The 20,178-nt window shown below is 67.7% G+C and carries 18 protein-coding genes; 6 read left to right on the forward strand and 12 right to left on the reverse strand.

The annotated features are described in order from the left end of the window. Nucleotides 1-431 (forward strand): HNH endonuclease signature motif containing protein (locus A5788_RS16675; protein WP_197502774.1); only part of this gene is annotated, 431 nt, incomplete at its 5' end. A gap of 135 nt (nt 432-566) precedes the next feature. Beyond that, nucleotides 567-806: a hypothetical protein gene (locus A5788_RS16680; protein ID WP_197494626.1), complete on the forward strand. Its 240-nt coding sequence runs from the start codon at nt 567-569 to the stop codon at nt 804-806. Nucleotides 807-936: 130 nt separating this feature from the next. On the opposite strand, the gene A5788_RS16685 is transcribed toward A5788_RS16680, so the two are convergent. From A5788_RS16685 to A5788_RS16695, 3 genes are all read right to left on the reverse strand, one after another. Then, nucleotides 937-1,260 carry a WhiB family transcriptional regulator gene (locus A5788_RS16685; RefSeq protein ID WP_064870740.1) on the reverse strand — a complete coding sequence of 108 codons (324 nt, stop codon included), beginning with the start codon at nt 1,258-1,260 and terminating at the stop codon, nt 937-939. A 172-nt stretch (nt 1,261-1,432) separates the two neighbouring features. Then, a complete protein-coding gene (locus A5788_RS16690) occupies nt 1,433-1,720 on the reverse strand; it encodes a hypothetical protein (RefSeq protein WP_064870680.1) in 288 nt (95 codons plus the stop codon). Between the two features lie 118 nt (nt 1,721-1,838). Further along, nucleotides 1,839-3,959: an ATP-dependent DNA helicase UvrD2 gene (locus A5788_RS16695; protein WP_064870741.1), complete on the reverse strand. Its 2,121-nt coding sequence runs from the start codon at nt 3,957-3,959 to the stop codon at nt 1,839-1,841. Nucleotides 3,960-4,062: 103 nt separating this feature from the next. On the opposite strand from A5788_RS16695, the gene A5788_RS16700 reads away from it, so the two are divergent. Continuing rightward, nucleotides 4,063-4,329, forward strand: coding sequence for a mycoredoxin (locus A5788_RS16700; protein ID WP_064870742.1), 267 nt, complete (start codon nt 4,063-4,065; stop codon nt 4,327-4,329). A gap of 11 nt (nt 4,330-4,340) precedes the next feature. Here the strand turns inward: A5788_RS16700 and nudC are convergent, their stop codons facing one another. Genes nudC through A5788_RS16720 form a run of 4 tightly spaced genes read right to left on the reverse strand, consistent with a single transcriptional unit; the run spans nt 4,341 to nt 13,298 of the window. Further along, on the reverse strand, nt 4,341-5,279 hold the full coding sequence (nudC, locus tag A5788_RS16705; protein WP_064870681.1) for an NAD(+) diphosphatase: 939 nt from the start codon (nt 5,277-5,279) through the stop codon (nt 4,341-4,343). Between the two features lie 34 nt (nt 5,280-5,313). Continuing rightward, nucleotides 5,314-6,384, reverse strand: a complete 1,071-nt coding sequence (locus A5788_RS16710; RefSeq protein ID WP_049698977.1) for a potassium channel family protein — start codon at nt 6,382-6,384, stop codon at nt 5,314-5,316. 55 nt (nt 6,385-6,439) lie between these two features. Continuing rightward, complete coding sequence (locus A5788_RS16715) at nt 6,440-9,901, reverse strand: ATP-dependent DNA helicase (protein ID WP_064870682.1); 3,462 nt, start codon at nt 9,899-9,901, stop codon at nt 6,440-6,442. Continuing rightward, entirely contained in the window at nt 9,894-13,298 is a 3,405-nt protein-coding gene (locus A5788_RS16720) for an ATP-dependent helicase (protein WP_197494627.1), read from the reverse strand. Before A5788_RS16720 ends, A5788_RS16715 begins: the two co-directional genes overlap by 8 nt. Before the next feature lie 197 nt (nt 13,299-13,495). On the opposite strand from A5788_RS16720, the gene A5788_RS16725 reads away from it, so the two are divergent. Next, nucleotides 13,496-14,275, forward strand: a complete 780-nt coding sequence (locus A5788_RS16725; RefSeq protein WP_064870684.1) for an alpha/beta fold hydrolase — start codon at nt 13,496-13,498, stop codon at nt 14,273-14,275. A 7-nt stretch (nt 14,276-14,282) separates the two neighbouring features. After that, a complete protein-coding gene (locus tag A5788_RS16730) occupies nt 14,283-14,588 on the forward strand; it encodes an MGMT family protein (RefSeq protein ID WP_064870685.1) in 306 nt (101 codons plus the stop codon). Nucleotides 14,589-14,613: 25 nt separating this feature from the next. On the opposite strand, the gene A5788_RS16735 is transcribed toward A5788_RS16730, so the two are convergent. The 3 genes from A5788_RS16735 to A5788_RS16745 form a co-directional block, all read right to left on the reverse strand. Beyond that, entirely contained in the window at nt 14,614-15,468 is an 855-nt protein-coding gene (locus A5788_RS16735) for a TIGR02569 family protein (protein ID WP_049698972.1), read from the reverse strand. Nucleotides 15,469-15,546: 78 nt separating this feature from the next. Beyond that, nucleotides 15,547-16,719 carry an adenylyltransferase/sulfurtransferase MoeZ gene (gene moeZ / locus A5788_RS16740; protein WP_064870686.1) on the reverse strand — a complete coding sequence of 391 codons (1,173 nt, stop codon included), beginning with the start codon at nt 16,717-16,719 and terminating at the stop codon, nt 15,547-15,549. Nucleotides 16,720-16,822: 103 nt separating this feature from the next. Further along, entirely contained in the window at nt 16,823-17,854 is a 1,032-nt protein-coding gene (locus tag A5788_RS16745; RefSeq protein ID WP_442902908.1) for a DUF3152 domain-containing protein, read from the reverse strand. Nucleotides 17,855-18,178: 324 nt separating this feature from the next. On the opposite strand from A5788_RS16745, the gene A5788_RS16750 reads away from it, so the two are divergent. Further along, complete coding sequence (locus A5788_RS16750; protein ID WP_049698969.1) at nt 18,179-18,874, forward strand: TetR/AcrR family transcriptional regulator; 696 nt, start codon at nt 18,179-18,181, stop codon at nt 18,872-18,874. Nucleotides 18,875-18,939: 65 nt separating this feature from the next. Here the strand turns inward: A5788_RS16750 and A5788_RS16755 are convergent, their stop codons facing one another. Together A5788_RS16755 and A5788_RS16760 are read right to left on the reverse strand one after the other, a co-directional pair. Further along, nucleotides 18,940-19,170, reverse strand: a complete 231-nt coding sequence (locus A5788_RS16755; RefSeq protein WP_049698968.1) for a DUF3107 domain-containing protein — start codon at nt 19,168-19,170, stop codon at nt 18,940-18,942. 235 nt (nt 19,171-19,405) lie between these two features. Further along, the gene (locus A5788_RS16760) at nt 19,406-20,137 is read right to left on the reverse strand and encodes a ferritin-like fold-containing protein (protein ID WP_064870743.1); all 732 of its coding nucleotides are present in this window, start codon (nt 20,135-20,137) and stop codon (nt 19,406-19,408) included. Between the last annotated feature and the right edge of the window lie 41 nt (nt 20,138-20,178).

A 20,178-nucleotide genomic window follows, 5' to 3' on the forward strand; every position in this document is an offset into this window, starting at 1 on the left:
CGAACCTCACCTCGCCAGGGCTCAACCTCGCCGCGATGGCATCCAACCTCGCCTCATGGGGGCTGCCCGACAATCCCGCACCTCCCGCCGACCCCACCGGACACGGCGGCTACCCAGCACCACCACCATGGGCGCTGCGATACCGACCACCCGACTGGCTACGCGAACAGGTCATCGCCCTGCACGGAGTATGCCGATACCCCGAATGCGGCAAACCCGCCGAACACACCGAACTCGACCACCTGGTCAAGTTCAACCACGCCGACCCCCACGCCGGTGGCTGGACCGTGCTGTTCAACCTCGTCCCCCTCTGCGGACCCGACCACCAACGCAAACACCTCGGCTTCTGGACACCCACCATGCACACCGACCTCTCCATCACATGGACCAGCACCCGCACCGGCGAAACCATCACCACCTACCCACGATGACCACCTGGCCGGGGTGACCTCGTCTTGTCGCATGAGCCCGATCCGTATGACAGTTTGGCCGCATTCCGGGGGTCGACGTCATACAGATCACCGGACGCTCGAGCAGCACCCCGACCTGGCACACCGCTGCATCACGTGCCATCGACAGAACTTCAGGACGCGATCTTCGCGGAGGCGCGTCGACTCTTGACCGCGGACGGCATCTTCGCGGGTTCCGACAGCAGGGATAGCCCGGACTTTCGCGCGCTGCACGCCGGCGACATCTGTGTGCCGGTCGATCCGGCGACGTTGGCCGAACGACTCAACGCAGCGGGCTTCACCGACGTCGAGGTCGAGACGAACGAGTGGGCGGTCCGCTTTCGCGCGCGTCCCTGACGGTGACGGTCATCCCCGACGGTGACCGACGCACGAGGTCACAGGTCGCCTACAACGCAACGCGGCCCCCGCCATCTGCGACGTCGTCTGTCGCATGAGGCGGGGGCCGCGTGGGTCGTGCCCGTCCATGTCAGGCCGCGGACTTGCGCGGGCGGCCGCGGGGGCGCTTGCGCGCGATCACCGCACCACGCTCGAAGATCTCGCCGCCCCAGACACCCCAGGGCTCGGCACGATCAAGCGCAGCCTGCAGGCACTGCGCCCGCAGCGGGCAGTCGGCGCACATCGCCTTGGCGCGCTCGAGGTCACGAGGGTCTTCGGCGAACCACAGGTCGGCGTCGGCTTCCTGACACGGAAGGGTCGATGCGCTCAGTGCCGGTGAGGCACTCAGCGCGTTCCCGGCAGCGACCTCGCAGTCCGCCGAGATACAGGACTCCAGAACACATTCGACGGTCATCTGGTACTCCACATCTGTTCGAGGTTGGTCATCGTCTGTGGCGATGGCCCTCGGCCTCGACGTGATGGGAGTCGCCGATCCACTGGTGTGGTGGTTCGGTGATCCGTCACGAGAAAGGCCACGGGTCGCCTTGTGCGATTCACCCGTGGCCGTTGTGGCTGTCGAAACCCTCCTACGTGGAGAGGTCCCGAGTCAGTACGGGGAACCGCTGCATCGCTCGCTTCGCTGCGGCAGTGCTCGCTACCGGTGCTGCCGGTAGGAAACCGGTGGCACCGAGACACGGTGCGGGCTGCAGGTCTGCAGCACGCCAGGCGTGGTCACTGACGGCGTATGCGCGCGGCGCATGGTGCGTGATGCGATGGGCATCGGGCATCGCTGCGATCGGTTCGAAGAACACAGCAGATGCCGCGTCGTCGACGATCGTGTTCGCAATCACGATTGCGTTGGCGATTCCGTTCACTGATCCACTCCTTTCGGTCTCGATGGTTTCGCGAGGGGTCGTGGCACACATGAGTGTGCCGGTGACCTTCCCGTGCTGACGCGAACCAGACTATGCGGTTCGCTGTAGAGCACACAACCTATTTTTGACCTGCGGTTTTGACGAGTTCGATGACCTCTTCGCCGTACTCGTTGAGCTTGGCGGCACCGATACCCGAGATCGACACCAGCGCAGCGGAATCCGTCGGCCGTTGCTCTGCGATCGCGAGCAATGTCTTGTCGGAGAAGACGACAAAGGCTGGAACCTTCTTCGAGTCCGCTCGGGTACGACGCCACTCCTTGAGTGCCACGAGCAGACCTTCGTCGAGGTCCGACGGGCAATCGGCGCACCGGCCGAGCAGAGTTGCCGTCGAATCGAGCAGCCGCGAACCGCACACCCGGCACGTCGGTCCCTTGCGCGGTGCTCGCTTCGACGCCGGCGCGATACGCGATGCGGGCGAGTCGTCGGGCACGAGGTCGGCGAGGAACCGCGAACGACGCCGCGCACGACCACCCTCGTTCCGTGCTGTCGCCCACGAGATGTGCAGATGTTCGCGGGCACGGGTGACGCCGACGTAAAAGAGTCGACGCTCCTCCTCGACGTCGTCGAACGATCCCTTGATGGCCTGGCTGATCGGCAGCGATCCCTCGGTCAGTCCGACGAGGAACACCGCATCCCATTCCAGACCCTTCGCCGCGTGCAGCGACGAGAGCGTGACGCCCTGGACAGTTGGTGGGTGCCGAGCCTGCGACCGCGCGTCGAGTTCTGCGACGAGTTCGGGCAGTGTCAGGGCGGGATTGTCGGCAAGCATGTCGTCGGCAAGCCCGGACAGAGCACGCAACGACTGCCAGCGGGCCTTCGCCTGCGCACCGGTCGGCTCGTCGTCGGACATGCCGAGTTCGCCCAGGACCGAGCGCACCACCGTGACGAGTTCGACATCGTCGCGGATGCCCCGCTGCGCCACGAGCGAGAGCTGCCGCATGGCCTGACGGACCTCTGCTCTGGTGAAGAACGCCTCGCCACCACGCACCTGGTACGGGATGCCCGCCTGGGTGAGCGCCTGCTCGTGATTCTCCGACTGCGCGTTGATCCGGTAGAGAATCGCGATCTCGGAGGCGGGTACGCCCGAGTTCATCAGACGCTTGATGGCCGACGCGACGGCCGACGCCTCGCTCGGCTCGTCGTCGTATTCGGCGAACTCGGGTTCTGGTCCGGCGTCGCGCTGTCCGATCAGTTGCAGTCTCGTCCCGGCGATCCGTCCGCGTGCGGCCCCGATCACCCGGTTCGCGAGGCTGACCACCTGCGGCGTCGACCGATAGTCACGTTCGAGGCGCACGAGCGCGGCGTCGGGAAACCGGCGACCGAAATCCAGGAGGTACTTCGGCGTGGCACCGGTGAACGTGTAGATCGTCTGGTTGGCGTCGCCGACGACGGTCAGGTCGTCGCGGGGGCCGAGCCAGGCGTCGAGCAGACCCTGCTGCACCGGTGTCACGTCCTGGTACTCGTCGACGACGAAACAGCGGTAGCGCGAACGGAATTCGTCGGCGAGGCCGGCGTCGGACTCGATGATCGTCGTCATGTAGATGAGGAGGTCGTCGAAGTCGAGGAGGCGGTCGCCGTCGGGTGAGACCTTGGCGTCTTCGTAGGCGGCGAACGCTTTGGCCACCTGCGCGGCGGGCGCAGGCGTCTCTCTGGTGACGCGGGTGACGGCGGCGACGTAGTCCTCGGGCCCGATGAGCGACGCCTTGGCCCACTCGATCTCCGACATCAGATCGCGCACGGTATCGGTGGAACTGTCGAGTCCGGCTTTGCGTGCCGCACGCCCGACAAGTGGGAACTTGTTGTCGAGGAGTTCCCACGACGCGCTGCCGAACGCCCGTGGCCAGAAGTAGCGGAGCTGACGCATCGCTGCAGCGTGGAATGTCTGCGCCAACACGCTGGGCCCGTCGGCGCCGACGCCGAGCGACCTCAGTCGGCCGCGCATCTCCCCCGCAGCCCGAGCCGTAAACGTCACGGCGAGCACCTGACCGGGATTGACCTGCCCCTGATCGATCAAATAAGCGATTCGCCGCGTGATGGTGCGCGTCTTGCCGGTCCCCGCACCAGCCAGAACACACACCGGACCGCGCGGCGCGAGGACTGCGGCCCGCTGCTCGGGGTCGAGTCCGTCGAGGATGCTGCGGTCACGTGCGGCGCGGGGCGGCGAGGGGCTGTCGGACACGGGTTCCACTATGGCACCCCGATACGACGCCGACGCGAGCCCGTTCGCCGCTGTCCACAAGCGCGTCGGGAACACGCGCCGACGAGTTCGTGTTGTGGATGCCATGAGCGAGACATCTGAGAACCAGACCCCCGCCGCGCTGACCATGTACACCACATCGTGGTGCGGCTACTGCGCACGACTCAAGACCGCCCTGCGCAACTCGGGCCTCGAGTGGACCGAGATCGACATCGAGCGCAACCCCGACGCCGCCGAGTTCGTCGGCAGCGTCAACGGTGGCAACCATGTTGTCCCGACGGTCCAGTACGCCGACGGCACGACCGCCACGAATCCGTCGATCACCGACGTCAAGAAGAAGCTCGGCGTCTGAGACAGGCCCGGTCAGGCGGGCGTGCGCGCCCAGGCCTCGACCAGCGCCCGGGCGATCGAGATCGAGCCGGGAAGCAGTAGTCGAGGGGCGTCCTCGCCGTCGGCGATGTCGGGTTCGGGCATGCCCCGCAGCCATTCGTCGCCGCGGTCGAGTGCCTCGAGCACCTCGGCGCGCGTGAACCATTGCGCGTCGCCGATCTCGCCGTCGAGAAACTGCAGCGGTTCGTCGGGGTCACCGATCGCGGAGAAACCGAGCATCAGTGATCTGGGGAAAGGCCACGGCTGAGATCCCAGGTACCGCGGCTCGCGCACGGTGATCCCGACCTCTTCGTGAACCTCACGGATCACGCACTGCTCCAACGACTCTCCCGGTTCGACGAAGCCGGCGAGCGTCGAGTACCACCGGTCGGGCCAGACGGCCTGACGTCCGAGCAGGATTCGGTCGGCGCCGTCGTGGACGACGGTGATGATCGCGGGGTCGGTGCGCGGGAACTCGTCGATGCCGGTCTCCGGATTTCGACGCACCCAACCGCCACGCGCCGGGACGGTTGGTGAGCCGTTGACGGGTGAAAAGCGCGCTGTCGCATGCCAGTTCAAGATGCCGAGAGCGGTGGCGAGCAACCCCGCCTCGTCGGCGTCGAGTCGGGATGCCCCGCGTCGGGGATCGGCGGTCTTGCCGTCGAGTCCTTCGACCCTGATCGTCCACAGGTCGGTATCGGTGTGCGCGAGGAACACCGCGTCGACCGGCGGCTCGTCTCCGAACTCAGAACTGTCGATCCACCTCAGCGCCCCGTCGGGCTCCACGGGGTAGCGACCGCCCGTATCGATGCGAAGTACGCGCGCCGTCGGCCAGCCCGCAAGCATGCGGTCGGGCTCGTCACGGACCTCATCGGCACGATCGAACGTGCCCCGGGACAGCAGCGGCGGTTGGTCGAAGACAAAGGCGCCCATGGTCTCTGTTCTACTCGCTCGCCGGTGGCGAACGTCAGTCGCCCGCGCCCTTGCGGACGTACAGCAGCCGGTCGCCCGCCTCGATCTGCTCGACCTCGCTGTCGTCGACGCGGTGCAGCACACCGTTACGCAGCACGCCCAGGACGATGTCGCGGGTGTGGGCGGGCGAGCCGCCCGTTTCGGTCGGATCGACTTCACGTTCGGCGATCGCGTAGCCGGCGTCGGGGGTCAGTAGGTCCTCGATCACCTCGACGACCGATGGCGTCATGGTCGCGATACCGAGAAGCCTGCCCGCCGTCTCCGACGAGACGACCACCGAGTTGGCACCCGACTGCCGCATCAGGTGCGTGTTCTCCGACTCCCTGATCGACGCGACGATCTTCGCGCGCGGGTTGAGTTCGCGTGCCGTCAGCGTGGCGAGGACGGCTGTGTCGTCGCGGTTGGCGGCCACGACGATGCTGGCAGCGTGCGCGACACCCGCCAATCGCAGCACGTCGGACTTGGTGGCGTCGCCGCGGACGGTCACGAGACCGTCGGCCTCCGCATGCTCGAGGACACCCGGGTTGTTGTCGACGACGACGATCTCGGACGGCTTGATGCCGTCGCCGATCATCGCGTCGACCGCGGTACGACCCTTGGTGCCGTACCCGATGACGACGGTGTGGTTGCGCACGTTGTTCCTCCAGCGCTGGATCTTGAGAGCTTGGCGAGACCGCTCGGTGAGCACCTCGAGCGTCGTACCGATCAACACGATCAGGAACAGCACGCGTAGCGGAGTGATGATCAGCAGGTTGAGCAGGCGAGCCGACGGACTGAACGGAGTGATGTCGCCGTAGCCGGTGGTCGACAACGTCACAGCCGAGTAGTACATCGCGTCGAGAAATGAGAGCGGGTTGTCCTGAACGTCGCGATATCCACTGCGGTCGACGTAGACGAGAATGGCCGTGAAGAAGAGCGCGACGACAGCGAAGATGACGCGACGCCCGATGGCCCGTGCGGGACTCTGCTTGAGCTCCGGAATACGGACGACGCCGACGAGTGCGTAGTCGGGGCCGTCGGACAGCTCCTCGCCCCGCCATCGACGTCGGAATCCGCGTCCGCGCATCAGCCGAACCACCTTTGCTTCACAGGGTGTGAATCTAATGCATCCGCGAGGTGTATCACTGATCCGACTCTCGCGCGAGCAGCGCGACGAGATCGTCATGGTCGGGCAACACCTCGGGCTCGAGGGTGTAGTTGTGCCGGACGTAGTGAAACGCCGCACTGACCCGCTCGACCGGCACACCCGCGAGCTGCGCCCACGCGATCCGATAGGCGGCGAGCTGAATGTCGACAGATTCCCGTTGCGCACCACCGACGGTCGAGTCGTTCGACGCCCCGTCGCGCCGACCACCGGGCACCGCACCCGTCTTCCAGTCGACGACGACCCACGAGCCGTCGGGTTCGGCGAACACCGCGTCGATCCGGCCGCGGATCACCGTGTCGCCGATGACCGTCTCGAACGGGACCTCGACCTCGCTGGGATTGCGCGACGCCCACTTCGACGCCAGGAACGCGTCGCGCAGTGCGTCGAGATCGGCATCCGGCGAGGCCGACGAGTCAGCGGCACCCGGTAGTTCGTCGATATCGAGTAGCCGCGTCGCACCGAACCACCGCTCCACCCATGCGTGGAATGCGGTGCCGCGGCGTGCCGTCGGATTGGGTCGAAACGGTGTCGGGCGGCGAAGTCGTCGTGCGAATTCCCTTTCGTCCGAGTCGAGTTCGACGAGTTGACTGACCGACAGGTGCGTCGGGAGCGCGACGTCGACGACGGCCTGGTTACCTCGGTGGTGCTCGGCGAGCAACGCGTCGACCTCTGCTCGCCACTGCGCGATCTCAGGGTCTTCCGCAATCTCAGGCTCTTCCGCCGTCGCGTCCGACCCGGCGGCTTTACCCGCGGGTGCGTCGAAGAGCGCCGGCGCGCTGCGTGCGGCGACGGCGTCGAGGACGAGCCGTGCCGCGGCGTCGACTCCCTCGCGGCGCGCACCCAACCGATCCGCGGGCCAGGACTCGCGAATGATCCGCTCGGCCAACGGGTTTGCCGCGCCGTCGTCCGGTGGCGGGGCGAGCTCGTCGATGCTGAGGCCGTCGGAGTCGACGGTCGGGTCGGCGATGGCGTCGGAGACGATGGCGACGAGCTCGTCGAAGAACTCCGAGCCACCGCGCGGTTTGTCGCCGGTCTCGCTCCAGTGGTGCGCCGAGACGAGCAGGTCTTGGCGCGCGCGCGTCAACGCGACGTAGAGGAGTCGACGATCCTCCTCCAGCCTGCGCTCGTCGATCGCCTCCTTGTGCAGAGTCAGCGCCTCGGCGAGTTCTTTGCGGTTGCTGATGCCGGCGGCTGCGAGGTCGAAGGTCGGGAAGCCCTCCCCCGTCCCCGGCTCCGCGAGGTCGCCACGCAGCGGCCCTGGCAACTCCTTGGCGCTGCGCATCCACGTCGTGTCGGCGCGGCCTCCCGGAAAGATCCGTGCGGCGACGTGCGGCAGCGCGACGACATCCCACTCCAGGCCCTTGGCCGCATGCACCGTGAGGATCTGGACACGTTGCTCGGCCACCTCGATCCGGCCGGGCTCGAGTCCCTTCTCGATGGTCTCGGCGGTGTCGAGAAAGGCCAGCAGGCCGGGCAGATTCGCGCCGGGACGGTCGGCGTACGCGGTGACGTACTCGGCGAAGGCGTCGAGATGTTCGCGGCCGGTGATCGCGCCACGCATGCGACGGGCCCTGATCTGAGCCTCGATGCCGACACCGATCGTGTTCTCGACGTCGGCGACGAGCTCGGGCAGCGGCTGGCCGATGCGCCTGCGCAGCGCCTCCAGCTGCGCGCCGAACGCCCGGATACGTGCGTATCCCTGCGGTGTGTACGCATCCGGATCGCCCGGATCGACGACGGCGTCGGCGATTCCGGCACGGTCGACGACCTCGGTCGGCAGCACGGCGTCGAGCGCGGCATCGAGTTCTTCGCGGCTGGTGACCGCACCACCGGACGCAGCGATGGCGTCGGCGGCGAGGTTGGTGGCACGGCGCCACAACGCTGCGATGTCGGCGGCACCCAACTGCCAACGCGCGCCGGTCAGGAGCCGCATCGCCGCGGTCCCGGCCATCGGATCTGCCATCAACCGCAGCGTCGCGACGACGTCCTCGATCTCCGGTACATGGAGCAACCCGCCGATACCGATCACCTCGGCCGGGATTCCCCGACTCTCGAGTTCTGCCGCCAACGGCGCCGAATCCTCGTTGCGACGCACCAGGATCGCGACGGTCGGCGGGTCGACGCCGTCACGCTCGGCGTCGCGGTAATGACGTTCGATGGCCTCACCCACCCATGCCCGCTCGTCGACGACCGTCGGGGTGAGCGCCATCGAGACGGTCCCCGACGGCGCGTCGGGTCGGGGACGCAGCACGCTGACCGGAATTCCTCTGCGCCGCAACTCTTCCGACGTCCGGTTCGCGAGCTCGAGCGTGTGTGAGGGGTTACGCCAGCTCGTCAGCAGTTCGAGTCGCTCCGAGGGCCTGCCGTCGGAGCGCGGGAAATCGGCGGTGAAGCGAGGAAGATTCGCCGCCGACGCGCCGCGCCAGCCGTAGATGGACTGGATCGGATCGCCGACCGCCGTGACCGCAACAGTCGGAATGCGTTCGCCTCCAGAGGCTTTCGTAGCCGCACCGCCGAACAGTGTGGACAACAGGATGCGCTGTGAATGGCCCGTGTCCTGATACTCGTCGAGAAGCACGGCCCGGAACGAGCGTCGCTCGCCCGCCGCGACGTCCGGATTACGTTGCACCAGTTGGGCGGCCAGCGACATCTGACTGCCGAAGTCGAGCGCGGACTGTTCACGCATCGCGTCCCGCAGCGCTGCCACCATCGGCAGCAGTTCGCGACGCTCGTCGATGACCTCCTGGATCTTGATGAGGTCTTTGCTCGGCGCCGCACGCTGCCGCGGACCGGGCGGCAACGTATCGACCATCGACCGCAGATCGTCGCCCCACGCGGTCAACGTGTCGAGGTCGACGAGGTGTTCTGCCATCTCGCCGTGTAACCGCAGCACGGCCTCGGTCACGCCGGAGGGCACCTTGGTGGTGTGCAGCGGCCCCGTCCAGTTCGACACGATCGAGAACGCGAGTTGCCAGAGCTCGGTCTCGCTCAGCAGCGTCGAACTCGGTTCGACGGGCAGCAGTAGCCCGTAATCGGCGATGAGCCTGCCCGCGTACGCGTGATAGGTACTCACCTCGGGGTCGGCGGAACGCAGCCGTGCGGCCAGCATGCCGTCGGGGTCCCAGTTCACCAGGGCGGGCGACCCCGCGAGCATCGAGAGTCGACGCCGGATGCGGGCCCCGAGTTCGCTGGCCGCCTTGCGGGTGAACGTGAGTCCGAGGATCTCGTCGGGTGAGACCAGTCCGTTGGCGACGAGCCACACGACCCGCGACGCCATGGTCTCGGTCTTGCCCGCACCGGCACCGGCGACCACGAGCAGCGGTTCCAGTGGCGCCTCGATCACCGCGACCTGTTCGGTTGTCGGTAGGGGCAATCCGAGCGCGGCGGCCAACGAGGTCGCGGAGACACGCGCGCGCCTCACATCGACGTCAGTCATCGATCACCGCCTTGCCACGCAACTGGGCGGGACAACTCGTGTGCAATGCGCAGTGTCCGCAGCCGGGGTTGGGCGTCGCGTCGAACACCGGCCCGACGCTCGCCTTGGCCGCCGACCGCACCACGGTGATCCACTCGTCGAGCAGTTCGGGCGTCAGCGGAGGTTGGATACGCTCGGCCGCGCCCGTCGACGCATTGTTCGCCGACACGAACACCAAGCGCCCACCCCCGGGTTCGAGCGTGCCGTCGGCGTCGGGAGGAAACTGCGCCGCACCGCCGTGCGCAAGCGCCACCTGGTAGGCGGCGAGCTGTGCGTGCTCCTCGGCATCGGCGCGCGACACCGCGGTCTTCGCGGTCTTCACATCGACGACGACGGGCCTGCCCGCCGAGTCAGCCTCGAGCCGGTCGACGCGACCGCGCAACCGAACCGGTGGATCATCGTCGACGCCGGGCACCGTGGCGTCGATGGCCGATTCGACACCACGCTCGCGCAGGTCATCGCGCGAAATACGCAGCCAGTCACGGAAATTGGTGAGCATCTCCTCGGCTCGTTCCAACTCGTGCGCCGAATACCACGCGGCTCCGGTGTCGACGCGCTCCCAGATGTCGCGCAACGCGCCGGTCACCTCGGCTGGATCGATGTTGCCCGCAACCGCCTGCACCAGCGTGTGCACCAGACTGCCCGCGATCGCGGGCGTCGCATCGCCGTCGCGCCCACCGTTGCGTTCGAGCAGCCAGCGCAGCGAGCACCTGCTCAGACTCTCGATGTTCGACGGCGACAGCGTGATCGGCCCGTCGTCGGCGCGCCACAGCGGTGCGTCGGTGCTCACCTCTGCCAGACCGAACCAGTCACGCGGGTGCGCACCCGGGATGTCGGAATCGGCAAGTGTGGCAAGGAGTTCGGCGGCCGCCCTGGTGCGATCGTCGAGTTCTGGCTCCTGCGCACCGGCGATCACCACGGACCGCAGGGTGGCCACCAGTGACGGGAGCGACAGCACACGGTCGACGCCGGGATCGAGCGCGACGCCCTCCATGACCTGCGGCGCCTCCGCGTCCGTGTCGGACGCGCTGCCGAGCGCCGCGGCGATTTCGGCGACGAACCTCGACGGCGATGCGTCGCCGCTACCGTCCTCGACCGCTGTGATGAGGAGTCGACGCCGCGCCCGCGTGCACGCGACGAGTAGCAGACGCCGCTCGTCGGCCAGCGCCCCGGCACCACGTGTGACGACGTCGATCCCGTCGGGGGCGACGCCGTCGAGCAGGTCGACGAGTTCGGCGGTGGCGAGCACGCTGCCCCGACTTCGCAACGAGGGCCAGAGCCCGTCGAGGACACCCGCGACAGCGACGACCTCCCACTCGCGGCCCGCTGCGGCGTGCGCGGACAGCACAGTCACGGAATCGGCTGCCGCAGAGGCGGTTCGGGAATCACGCGGGATCTGCAGCTGGCTAAGGTAGTGCACGAATGCCGCGGGCCCCGCCGACGGGAGGGTGTCGGCGAAGTCGCCTGCCGCCTCGAACATCGCCATCATCGCGTCGAGATCGCGGTCGGCCTGTTCACCCGCAGGCCCGCCCCGGATCGCACTGCCGACCCACCGACGCTCGAGCCCACTCGCCTGCCATGCGGCCCACAGCGTCTCCTCGACGCCGCGTCGGGCACGATGAGCGCGCAACGCCGCAGTGATCACGTCGAGTGCACGTCGCAACGGCGCGGCTTCGGCGTCGGACAGCGCGCGCAGGTAGCGCTGCGCAACCTCGTCGTCGAGTAGAGCCTCCCGCAACGATGTCAGCGAATCACGTTGCGCTGCAGTCACACCCGCGGCGTCTCCCGCCGACGACGCCGCCCGCTCCGCCTTCTCGTCGCACCTGCGCACACCGCGACGCAGCCGGCGCATCGCGCCCGGATCGGCGGCCCCGATCGGGCCGGTCAGCAACGCGACAGTGTCGTCGATGGAGAACGTCTCGTCGGGAAAAGGAGCTTCCTCAGCTGCATCCGAGCGCGCCGCGACCGCGCACAGCACCGTCATCAGCGCCGCGACGGAACGTTGCCGGTGGATCGGCAGATCTGAGGTCGGCGTCGTGAGCGGGACACCCGCGGATCGGAACGCTCGACGCAGCGCGGGCAATGCGAGATGAACCGATCGCACGATGACCGCCATGTCGGACCACGGGACACCCTCGAACAGATGGGCACGACGCAGCAGGTCTGCGATGGCTGTGGCCTCCTTGGCTGCCGACGAGAACACCCTGACCGCCGCGCCGGCCTCGTCGTCCGCAGTTGCCGACGCCCGTGGATAGGGATGCGGCCGGGCACCGGGGAGCCGCGATGCGAGCGCACGGCCGACCTCGCCGATGTCAGAATGCGAGCGGAAGTTCTCACTCAACACGATGTCGCGTTCGGACCCCGGATCGGCCAGTCCGTCGGCGAAACGCGGACTCGCACCACGGAAACCGAAGATCGACTGGTCGGTGTCGGCGGCGATGATCGTCGATTCGGTTCCGGTGCCGACGAGTCGGACCAGTTCTGCGGCCTGCGGGTCGAGGTGCTGCGCGTCGTCGACGATCAGGTGCCGGATGCGACTGCGCTGCCCCGCGAGAAGCTCGGGATCTGTCGCGAACGCCGACAGTGCCGACCCGACGAGCTCTGCGGCATCGACCGCGGGCGCCGACGCACCGGGAGTCGCGAGCCCCACGGCCCCGCGCAACAGCATGTTCTGCTCGTACTGTGCATACGCGCGCGCCGCGGCGACCCATTCGGGTCGGCGATGTGCGCGGCCGAGCGACGCGAGTTCTTCGGGGCCGACGCCGCGCTCAGCCGCCCGCATCATGAGGTCGCGCAGTGCCTGCGCGAAGCCGTCGGTGCCCAGCGCCGGACGCAGCAACTTCGGCCAGTAGCCCGCACCGTCTTCGATATCGCCCGCGAGCAGTTCCCGCAGCACGACGTCTTGCTCGGAACCGGTGATCAGACGGGGCGGCGGATTGCCGTGCGCGCTCGCCTGCAACCGCAGGATGGCGAACGCGTACGAGTGGATCGTGCGGACGAGGGGTTCGCGCAACGCACCGCCTGCACCTGTTCCGAAGCCACCCGACGCCGCCAACACCCTGCGGGTGATCCGTTCGCGCAGCGCGACCGCCGCGCGTCTGCTCGACGCGAGCACGAGGATCGACTCCGGATCCGTGTCGGCAGACAGCAACCGCGCGACGGCGGCGTCGACGACCAGCGACGTCTTGCCGGTTCCGGGGCCGCCGTGCACCCGCCAGGGTTGCCAGCCCGAGCCGTCGCCGGGGGCTGGCGCCTCACCGTCGATGACGGCCTGCACCTGCGACGGCCAGACCCTCGGCTGCGCGGCCCCCTGCGCACCGTCGGGCCCGGTGGTCGATGCGACAAGATGGGTGCGCATAGCCGTGCCGCCACCCTGCCCCTCGCGAGGGCGTGCGCGGGGTGCCTGCGTCCGGGACGGTCCCGGTCCCCCTTGTCGTCGAGCCACGAGTCCATCGAATCACGCGCCTCCGACACCCGTTCCGACGACTTCCCCACCCGGACGAGCAGTCGGGGTGGCGCACACCGAACGCATACGCCGCGGGGCATGATGAGTTCATGGCTCCGTTGCACACCTACGTCTTCGGCCCTCCGGACGGCCCGGCGGTCGTCGCACTGCACGGTCTCACCGGCCACGGCCGACGATGGGAACACTTTGCGTCGAGCAGCATTCCCGAGCTCCGCGTGATCGCTCCCGATCTCCTCGGGCACGGTAGGTCGCCGTGGCGGCCGCCGTGGGGTCTCGACGACCACGTCGACGCCGTCGCCACCGCTGTCGAGACACAGCTCGGGGCCACCGAACCGTTCGTGCTGGTCGGCCACTCCTTCGGTGGTGCCATCGCCGTGCGCCTCGCCGCGCGCATGCCCGACCGGGTTCGTCGGCTCGTCCTCCTCGATCCCGCTCAGGGCCTCGACCCGGTGTTCGCGCTCGAAGTGTCCACCGACAGCCTCGACAACTGGGACTATGCCAACGCCGACGCCGCGCGCGCCGCGAAGCTGTCCGAGGGGTGGGCCGACGTTCCGACCGACGACCTCGATCGCGAACTCGACGAGCATCTCGTCGACCGTCCACACGGCCGGGTCGGGTGGCGGATCAGCGAGCCCGCCGCGGCGACAGCGTGGAGCGAGATGGCCCGACCGTTCGTCCTGCCACCGCGTGGCGTCGGTACCGACGTAGTCGTCGCCGACCGCGTCGACCCGCCGTTCGTCGGTCGCGCGTTCCTCGACGCCTGCGCGGCGGAGCGACCGGACGTCACCGTCCACCACGCCGACTGCGCACACATGGTGCCGTTCCTCGAACCCGACCTGTGCGCCAAACTCATCCGCGAAGGCAAGTGAGGAGCCGTTGGCCCGGATCAGCGAGGCCGACGTCGAAGTGGTGCGCGATCTCGTCGCGGCCATCCCGGTAGGCCAGGTGAGCACCTACGGCGACCTCGCGGCCGCAGCGGGGCTCTCGTCACCGCGGATCGTCGGCTGGATCATGCGCACCGACACCGCGGACCTGCCGTGGCATCGGGTTGTTCCGGCGTCGGGTCGCCCCGCGGCACACCTGGCAGCGCGTCAATTGGAACGACTGCGCGCCGAGGGCGTACCCATCACCGACGACCGCGTCGCGCTGCGCGACTGCCGCTGGGAGATCCCGACGCCGTGATGTACCGATCCGGCCGAGAACGCCGCTAGAGCATCATCCGCACGATGTCGACGACCCGCGCGAGTCCCGGCAGCGCGCCGGCAGTCGAGCGCGGATGCAGGGCGTGTACCGCGAGCCGGAACATGGTGGCGCGCAACATCATCTGCGCCCATTCGGGTTGGTCGGACCACCGCTGCACCAGTTCATCGTCGGCCCCGCCCCACGCAAGCGAGTCGACGACGACGACCGCCGACGCCCACGGAGCCGGACGCCAGTAGGGCACGATGTCGGTGATGCCGGGGGCGGCCGCACCCGCGAAGAGGACAGTGCCGAACAGATCGCCGTGCACCACCTGCGACGGCACGTCGACAGGCTTGCGCAGCGTTCCGAGAGTCTTCAGCATGTCGACGCTGCGCTTGCCGTCGTCGGACGTGGGTTCGCTCATTCCGGCGGCGCGCGCCGAACGCAACGGCACGTCTTCCCACGCGGCGCGGTCGGCCGCGGCGAACACGTCGACGTCGGTGTGCGGCGGTGCCGGCTGCTGCAACAGGAAGCGTGGACGTTCGAGATCGGCGAGCACCTCGTGGAGGCGATCACCGACGGCGAGTACCTCGTCGTGTCGAGGTTCGGGAGACCCCGCGATGTAGGTGTCCGCGCGCCACCCCGACACGACGTACCGCCCGTCGGTCGCACGGAACGGTCGTGCGACGCGCAGTCCCTCGACGTAGAGGTTCTCGCGCACAGACGCCGACCACGCTGCCCGCGCGTGGTCGGGTACGAGGGACAACACCACCTCGCCGACCCGCCAGCCACCCACCCAGGTGTCGCCCATGGCGATGGGCGGGTGAGAGGTGAGCCCGAACGTGTTGAGCACGTGATCGGGCGGTTGCGGATTCTGCACGTCTGCAGAGATTACCGAGCACAACGCCGTATGTGCTGCAGCGACGCGGGGCGCGCCGGGACTTGCGACGAACGACGCCTAGTAGACCGGCAGTTCCTTGTCGACCTGGTTGGCCCACGCGGTGACCCCACCCTGAAGGTGAGTGGCGTCGGCAAAACCCGCACGCTTCAACGCGGCAAGCGCCTCGGCGGACCGGATACCGGTCTTGCAGTACAGCACCGTCGGACGGTCCTGCGGGATCTGCGCGAGCGCAGTACCGGAGAGGATGTCGCCCTTCGGGACCAGCGTGGCACCGTCGATGTGCACGATGTCCCACTCGACGGGCTCGCGAACGTCGATCAGCGCCAGCTTTTCGCCGGCATCGAGACGCTCCTTCAATTCGCGCGGAGTGAGCGTCGAACCGTCGGCTGCCTGCGCGGCCTCGTCGGAGACCACACCGCAGAACTCCTCGTAGTCGATGAGTCCCGAGATGCGTTCGCCCTCAGGATCTTTGCGGATCTTGATGGTTCGATAGGTCATGTCCAGCGCGTCGTAGACCATCAGACGACCGAGCAACGGCTCGCCGATACCGCAGATCAGTTTGATGGCCTCGGTACCCATGATCGAGCCGATCGACGCGCAGAGAATGCCGAGAACGCCACCCTCCGCGCAGGAGGGAACCATCCCGGGCGGCGGCGCCTGCGGATACAGATCGCGATAGTTGATGCCGCGCCCGTTGGGTGCGTCCTCCCAGAACACCGACGCCTGGCCCTCGAACCGATAGATCGATCCCCACACGTACGGCTTGTGCGCGAGCACCGCGGCGTCGTTGACCAGGTAACGGGTCGCGAAATTGTCGGTGCCGTCGATGATGAGGTCGTACTTCGAGAACAGTTCGATCGCGCCTTCCGGCTCGAGCCGTTCGTCGTGAATGTTGACGGTGACGTACGGATTGATCTCCTGGATCGAGTCACGAGCGCTCTCGGCCTTCGGCCGACCGATGTCTGACTGTCCGTGGATGACCTGTCGCTGCAGATTCGACTCGTCGACGACGTCGAATTCGACGATGCCGATGGTTCCCACACCCGCTGCCGCTAGGTAGAGCAGCGTCGGGGAACCGAGTCCACCGGCGCCGATGACGAGCACCCTGGCGTTCTTCAATCGTTTCTGACCGTCCATCCCCACATCGGGAATGATCAGGTGCCTGCTGTAGCGGGCGACTTCGTCATTGGAGAGTTCTGCCGCTGGTGCGACAAGCGGTGGCAGGGACACGTGGACGCCTCCGTCTAGAAATACCGTCTGGAAAGGAAAACCGACTCACCTACGCAACGACTCGTCCCACACGGGCATTCCCGACAGCCTCGACGCGTGGCGCTCACCTGTCGGGGAACGGCCACGGATTCGGTTTGCACACGAATGCCTTGTCGGCCTGCATGTCGGGGTCGAGCGCCATGATCTGAGAATTCGCGACGCCGAAGGACTGCTGCATCATCACCGGTGCCAGCGCCCCGTTGTGCTTGCACGGCTCGTGGTGCTCGTAGCCGATGCCGTGGCCGACCTCGTGATTGATGAGGTACTGCCGATAGGCGACGTCGTCGCCCTCGTACGACAGCGCACCCCGCACCCACCGGGCTTCATTGATGGTCACCCGCTTGTCGGGTGGGTAGAAGCACGACGTCTCGAGTTTGATCTGGTAGCCGCACAGTTCTCGCGCGGTGCCAGGTGAACTGAGCGAGACCCGCAGATCCGGCTCGCCGTCGGCGATGCGCCGAAACGCCACCTTGCCGTCGCCGATCCAGCTCCGATTGTTGGCGAGCGTGGCGTCGACCATCTTGCCGAACGTGCGATCACTGCCGTAGTCCGACGGCGCGACGCCATCCTCGACCTCGACTGTGTAGGTGTAGACCTGCGGTCCGGTACCGATCTGCTTTCCCGCACCCGGGACGACGTGGAAGGTCTTCTTACCCTGCTGCGTGTAGGGCCCGCCGTCGGGCAGCGTTCCCGCGGGTAGCGACACGTTCTTGATCGACGACGTGGGAGCACCGACCGGCTTGGTCTCCTTGGTGACGTCGGTGTTGCGCTGGGCTGCAGGCGTGACGTCGGAACTCTGCGCGTCCGAACTCGACCCGTCGTCGCTCACGGTGACCACGATCAGCACGATGGTGAGGATGATCAGGACCGGAATCGCGTACGCGCGCCACCCGTAGGTGGAGACGAAGCGACCGAGCGCGCTCTGCTTCTTCCGCTCAGGTTGGGCGTCGCGGTCGACCCTGGCCCGCCCGTTGTCGTCGGTCGGGTCCCAGCGCGCCCGTAGCGGCTGATCCGGCAGCGGACGCGACCGCGGGCGGTGGCCCGGGTTGGACGTCACTCCCGAAGGGGGCGTCGTGCCTGTCCGGACCTTTTCGATCCGGGTGGTGTCCTCAACCGACGACCGCGACGCCCGCTGCTGCGAACGTGCCTCACGCGCCGCGTCCCCTGCCCTGACCCGACGTGTCGATGCGCCGCCCCGGCGGGTCGATCCATTGTCCCGACGGGATAGGTCGACGTCGTCCCCCGACTGTTCGGGCCCACTGTCTGTGTGGCTCACACGGACAACTTTCTCACAGGTGCCCACGCAATCCCGGGAGGCCAACGGCACCCGGCCACCCGTGGGCCACCGGCACGACACCCGACAGTCGACAAAGGGTGCGACCCCGGTCACGTTGCCGAGCGGCCCGAGTACCCTATATCCATGCCACCTACCGCCAACGCATCGTCATCGGGTACCAGAAACGGGACCCGGATGCCCCGCAGCGCACGGCGGCGACAACTCCTCGACGCCGCCAGCGAGATCTTCGTCGAACGCGGCTACCACTCGGCAGGCATGGACGAGATCGCCGTCCACGCAGGAGTGAGCAAACCCGTTCTGTACCAACACTTCCCGTCGAAGCTCGATCTCTACATCGCGGTCGTCGACTCGCACGCCGAGAAGCTCGTGACCGACGTGAACAACGCACTGCTCACCACCACCGACAACCGCCAGCGTGTCCGGGCCGCAGTGGAGGCGTTCTTCAATTTCATCGATGAAGACAATTCCGGCTACCGGCTGATCTTCTCCTCCGACGCCCTGGATCCCGCGGTGATCCGTCGCGTCGAGGGCGCGACCGAGGCATGCGTCGACGCCGTCTACGGGCTCGTCATGCACGACTCCGGGCTCGACCCCTACCGTTCACGGATGCTGGCGGCCGGGCTGGTCGGCGCGAGTCAGGTCAACGCCAGATACTGGCTCGAGGCCAAGCGCCCCATCGCCAAGAGCGAAGCGGTCGACACCACGGTCGCGCTGCTCTGGGGCGGGTTGTCGCGCGTGCCGAAGCATGGCGAATCCGGCACCCCCGAACAGGCTGGGCACGCGTTCGAGACCGACGCCGCACCCTCCGCAGCCGAGTAACCCACGAGATCGGCCCCCTCCGGTCGCAATGACCGTCGGGGGCCTGGACTAGCTCCTGGGTGCGATCAGCTCCCGAATCCGACGCGTCGCGTCTCCGAGCTGCCAACCTCGACGTAGGCGATCTTGGTGACCGGGATCAGGAATCGCGAACCCTTGTCGTCGGTCAGCGTCAGCAACGCCTCCTTGCCGGCGAGGGCGGACTCCACGGCGGCCAAGGCCTTGTCGCCGCTGAGCGTCGACTGGATGGACAGTTCTCGCGGGCTGTCGGTGATGCCGATCTTCACTTCGACGGACATGGCCACCCTTCCGTTGGCGACGTCGCGCGGAAGTCGCGCGACTGATGTGTGAGGCGAGTCGTCGCGCGCGACTTCTCGTCTTGCACGACTCCGGCGCCCGATCACTCGAGCGCCGCAAGCCTTCGGCACAGTGCTAATTCAATGCCTTCGGCATAAGGCTAGTGCAGGGTCGCGCCACACGGACACCCGCTCCGCTGACAGCGAACGAACCTGACACTCGGCTGATCGGAACGTCTCAGCCGAGCCCGAGGTCGGCCATGCGTGCGCTGTGCCGGTCGGCGACGACGTCGAAGAATCCCGCCATGCCCTGCAACGACGCCGCGCCTGCGAAGAGCAGGTCGGTGACCTCCTCCTCCGCCGCGAGCACCCATTGCGCGTGAGTGATGGCCTCGCCGAGCAGGCGACGTCCCCACAGCGTCAGCGGCGACCGCAGCGAGGGGTTCGCGTCGATGGCTTTGCGCACCTCCTCGCGCGCGAATGCCGAACTGCCCGTCGCCGACATCACCTCGGCGACCACCGCGCGAGGTCCTGCGGGCAGAGCACCAGAGACCTCCGCGTAGAAGTCGGCCGCCAGGCCGTCGGCGATGTATGCCTTCACCAGCGCCTCGTACCAGGTCTTGGGATTGGTGACGCGGTGGTACTCGTCGAACACCCCGCTGTAGCGCACCACGGCTTCCGCAGGGTCGATGCCGCGTCGGCTCACCTGCTCGGACAGCCTCTCGAAGTGCGCGATCTCCGAAGCGACCATGCGTGCGATGTTGATGCGCCCCTGCACATCGGGCGCCATGGCCGTCTCGTCGATCAGTCGGTGGAAGGCGGCGAACTCGCCCGCGAGCAGCACCGAGTAGAGCTTGCCGATCGCCGGATCCTCCTGATCGACCGAGGTGACGGAGGCCGACTCAGAGGACGAGGACCGCCCGGAGGGTGACTCAGCAGAAGACTCGGATGAAGGCGCGGCAGACGACATGAGGCGATGGTAGGTCGGCTGCGATCGCTTCACCAAGTACA

Origin of the sequence: Gordonia sp. 852002-50816_SCH5313054-c (assembly GCF_001665925.1) — a bacterium.
In the GTDB taxonomy this organism is placed as follows: Bacteria; Actinomycetota; Actinomycetes; order Mycobacteriales; family Mycobacteriaceae; genus Gordonia; species Gordonia jacobaea.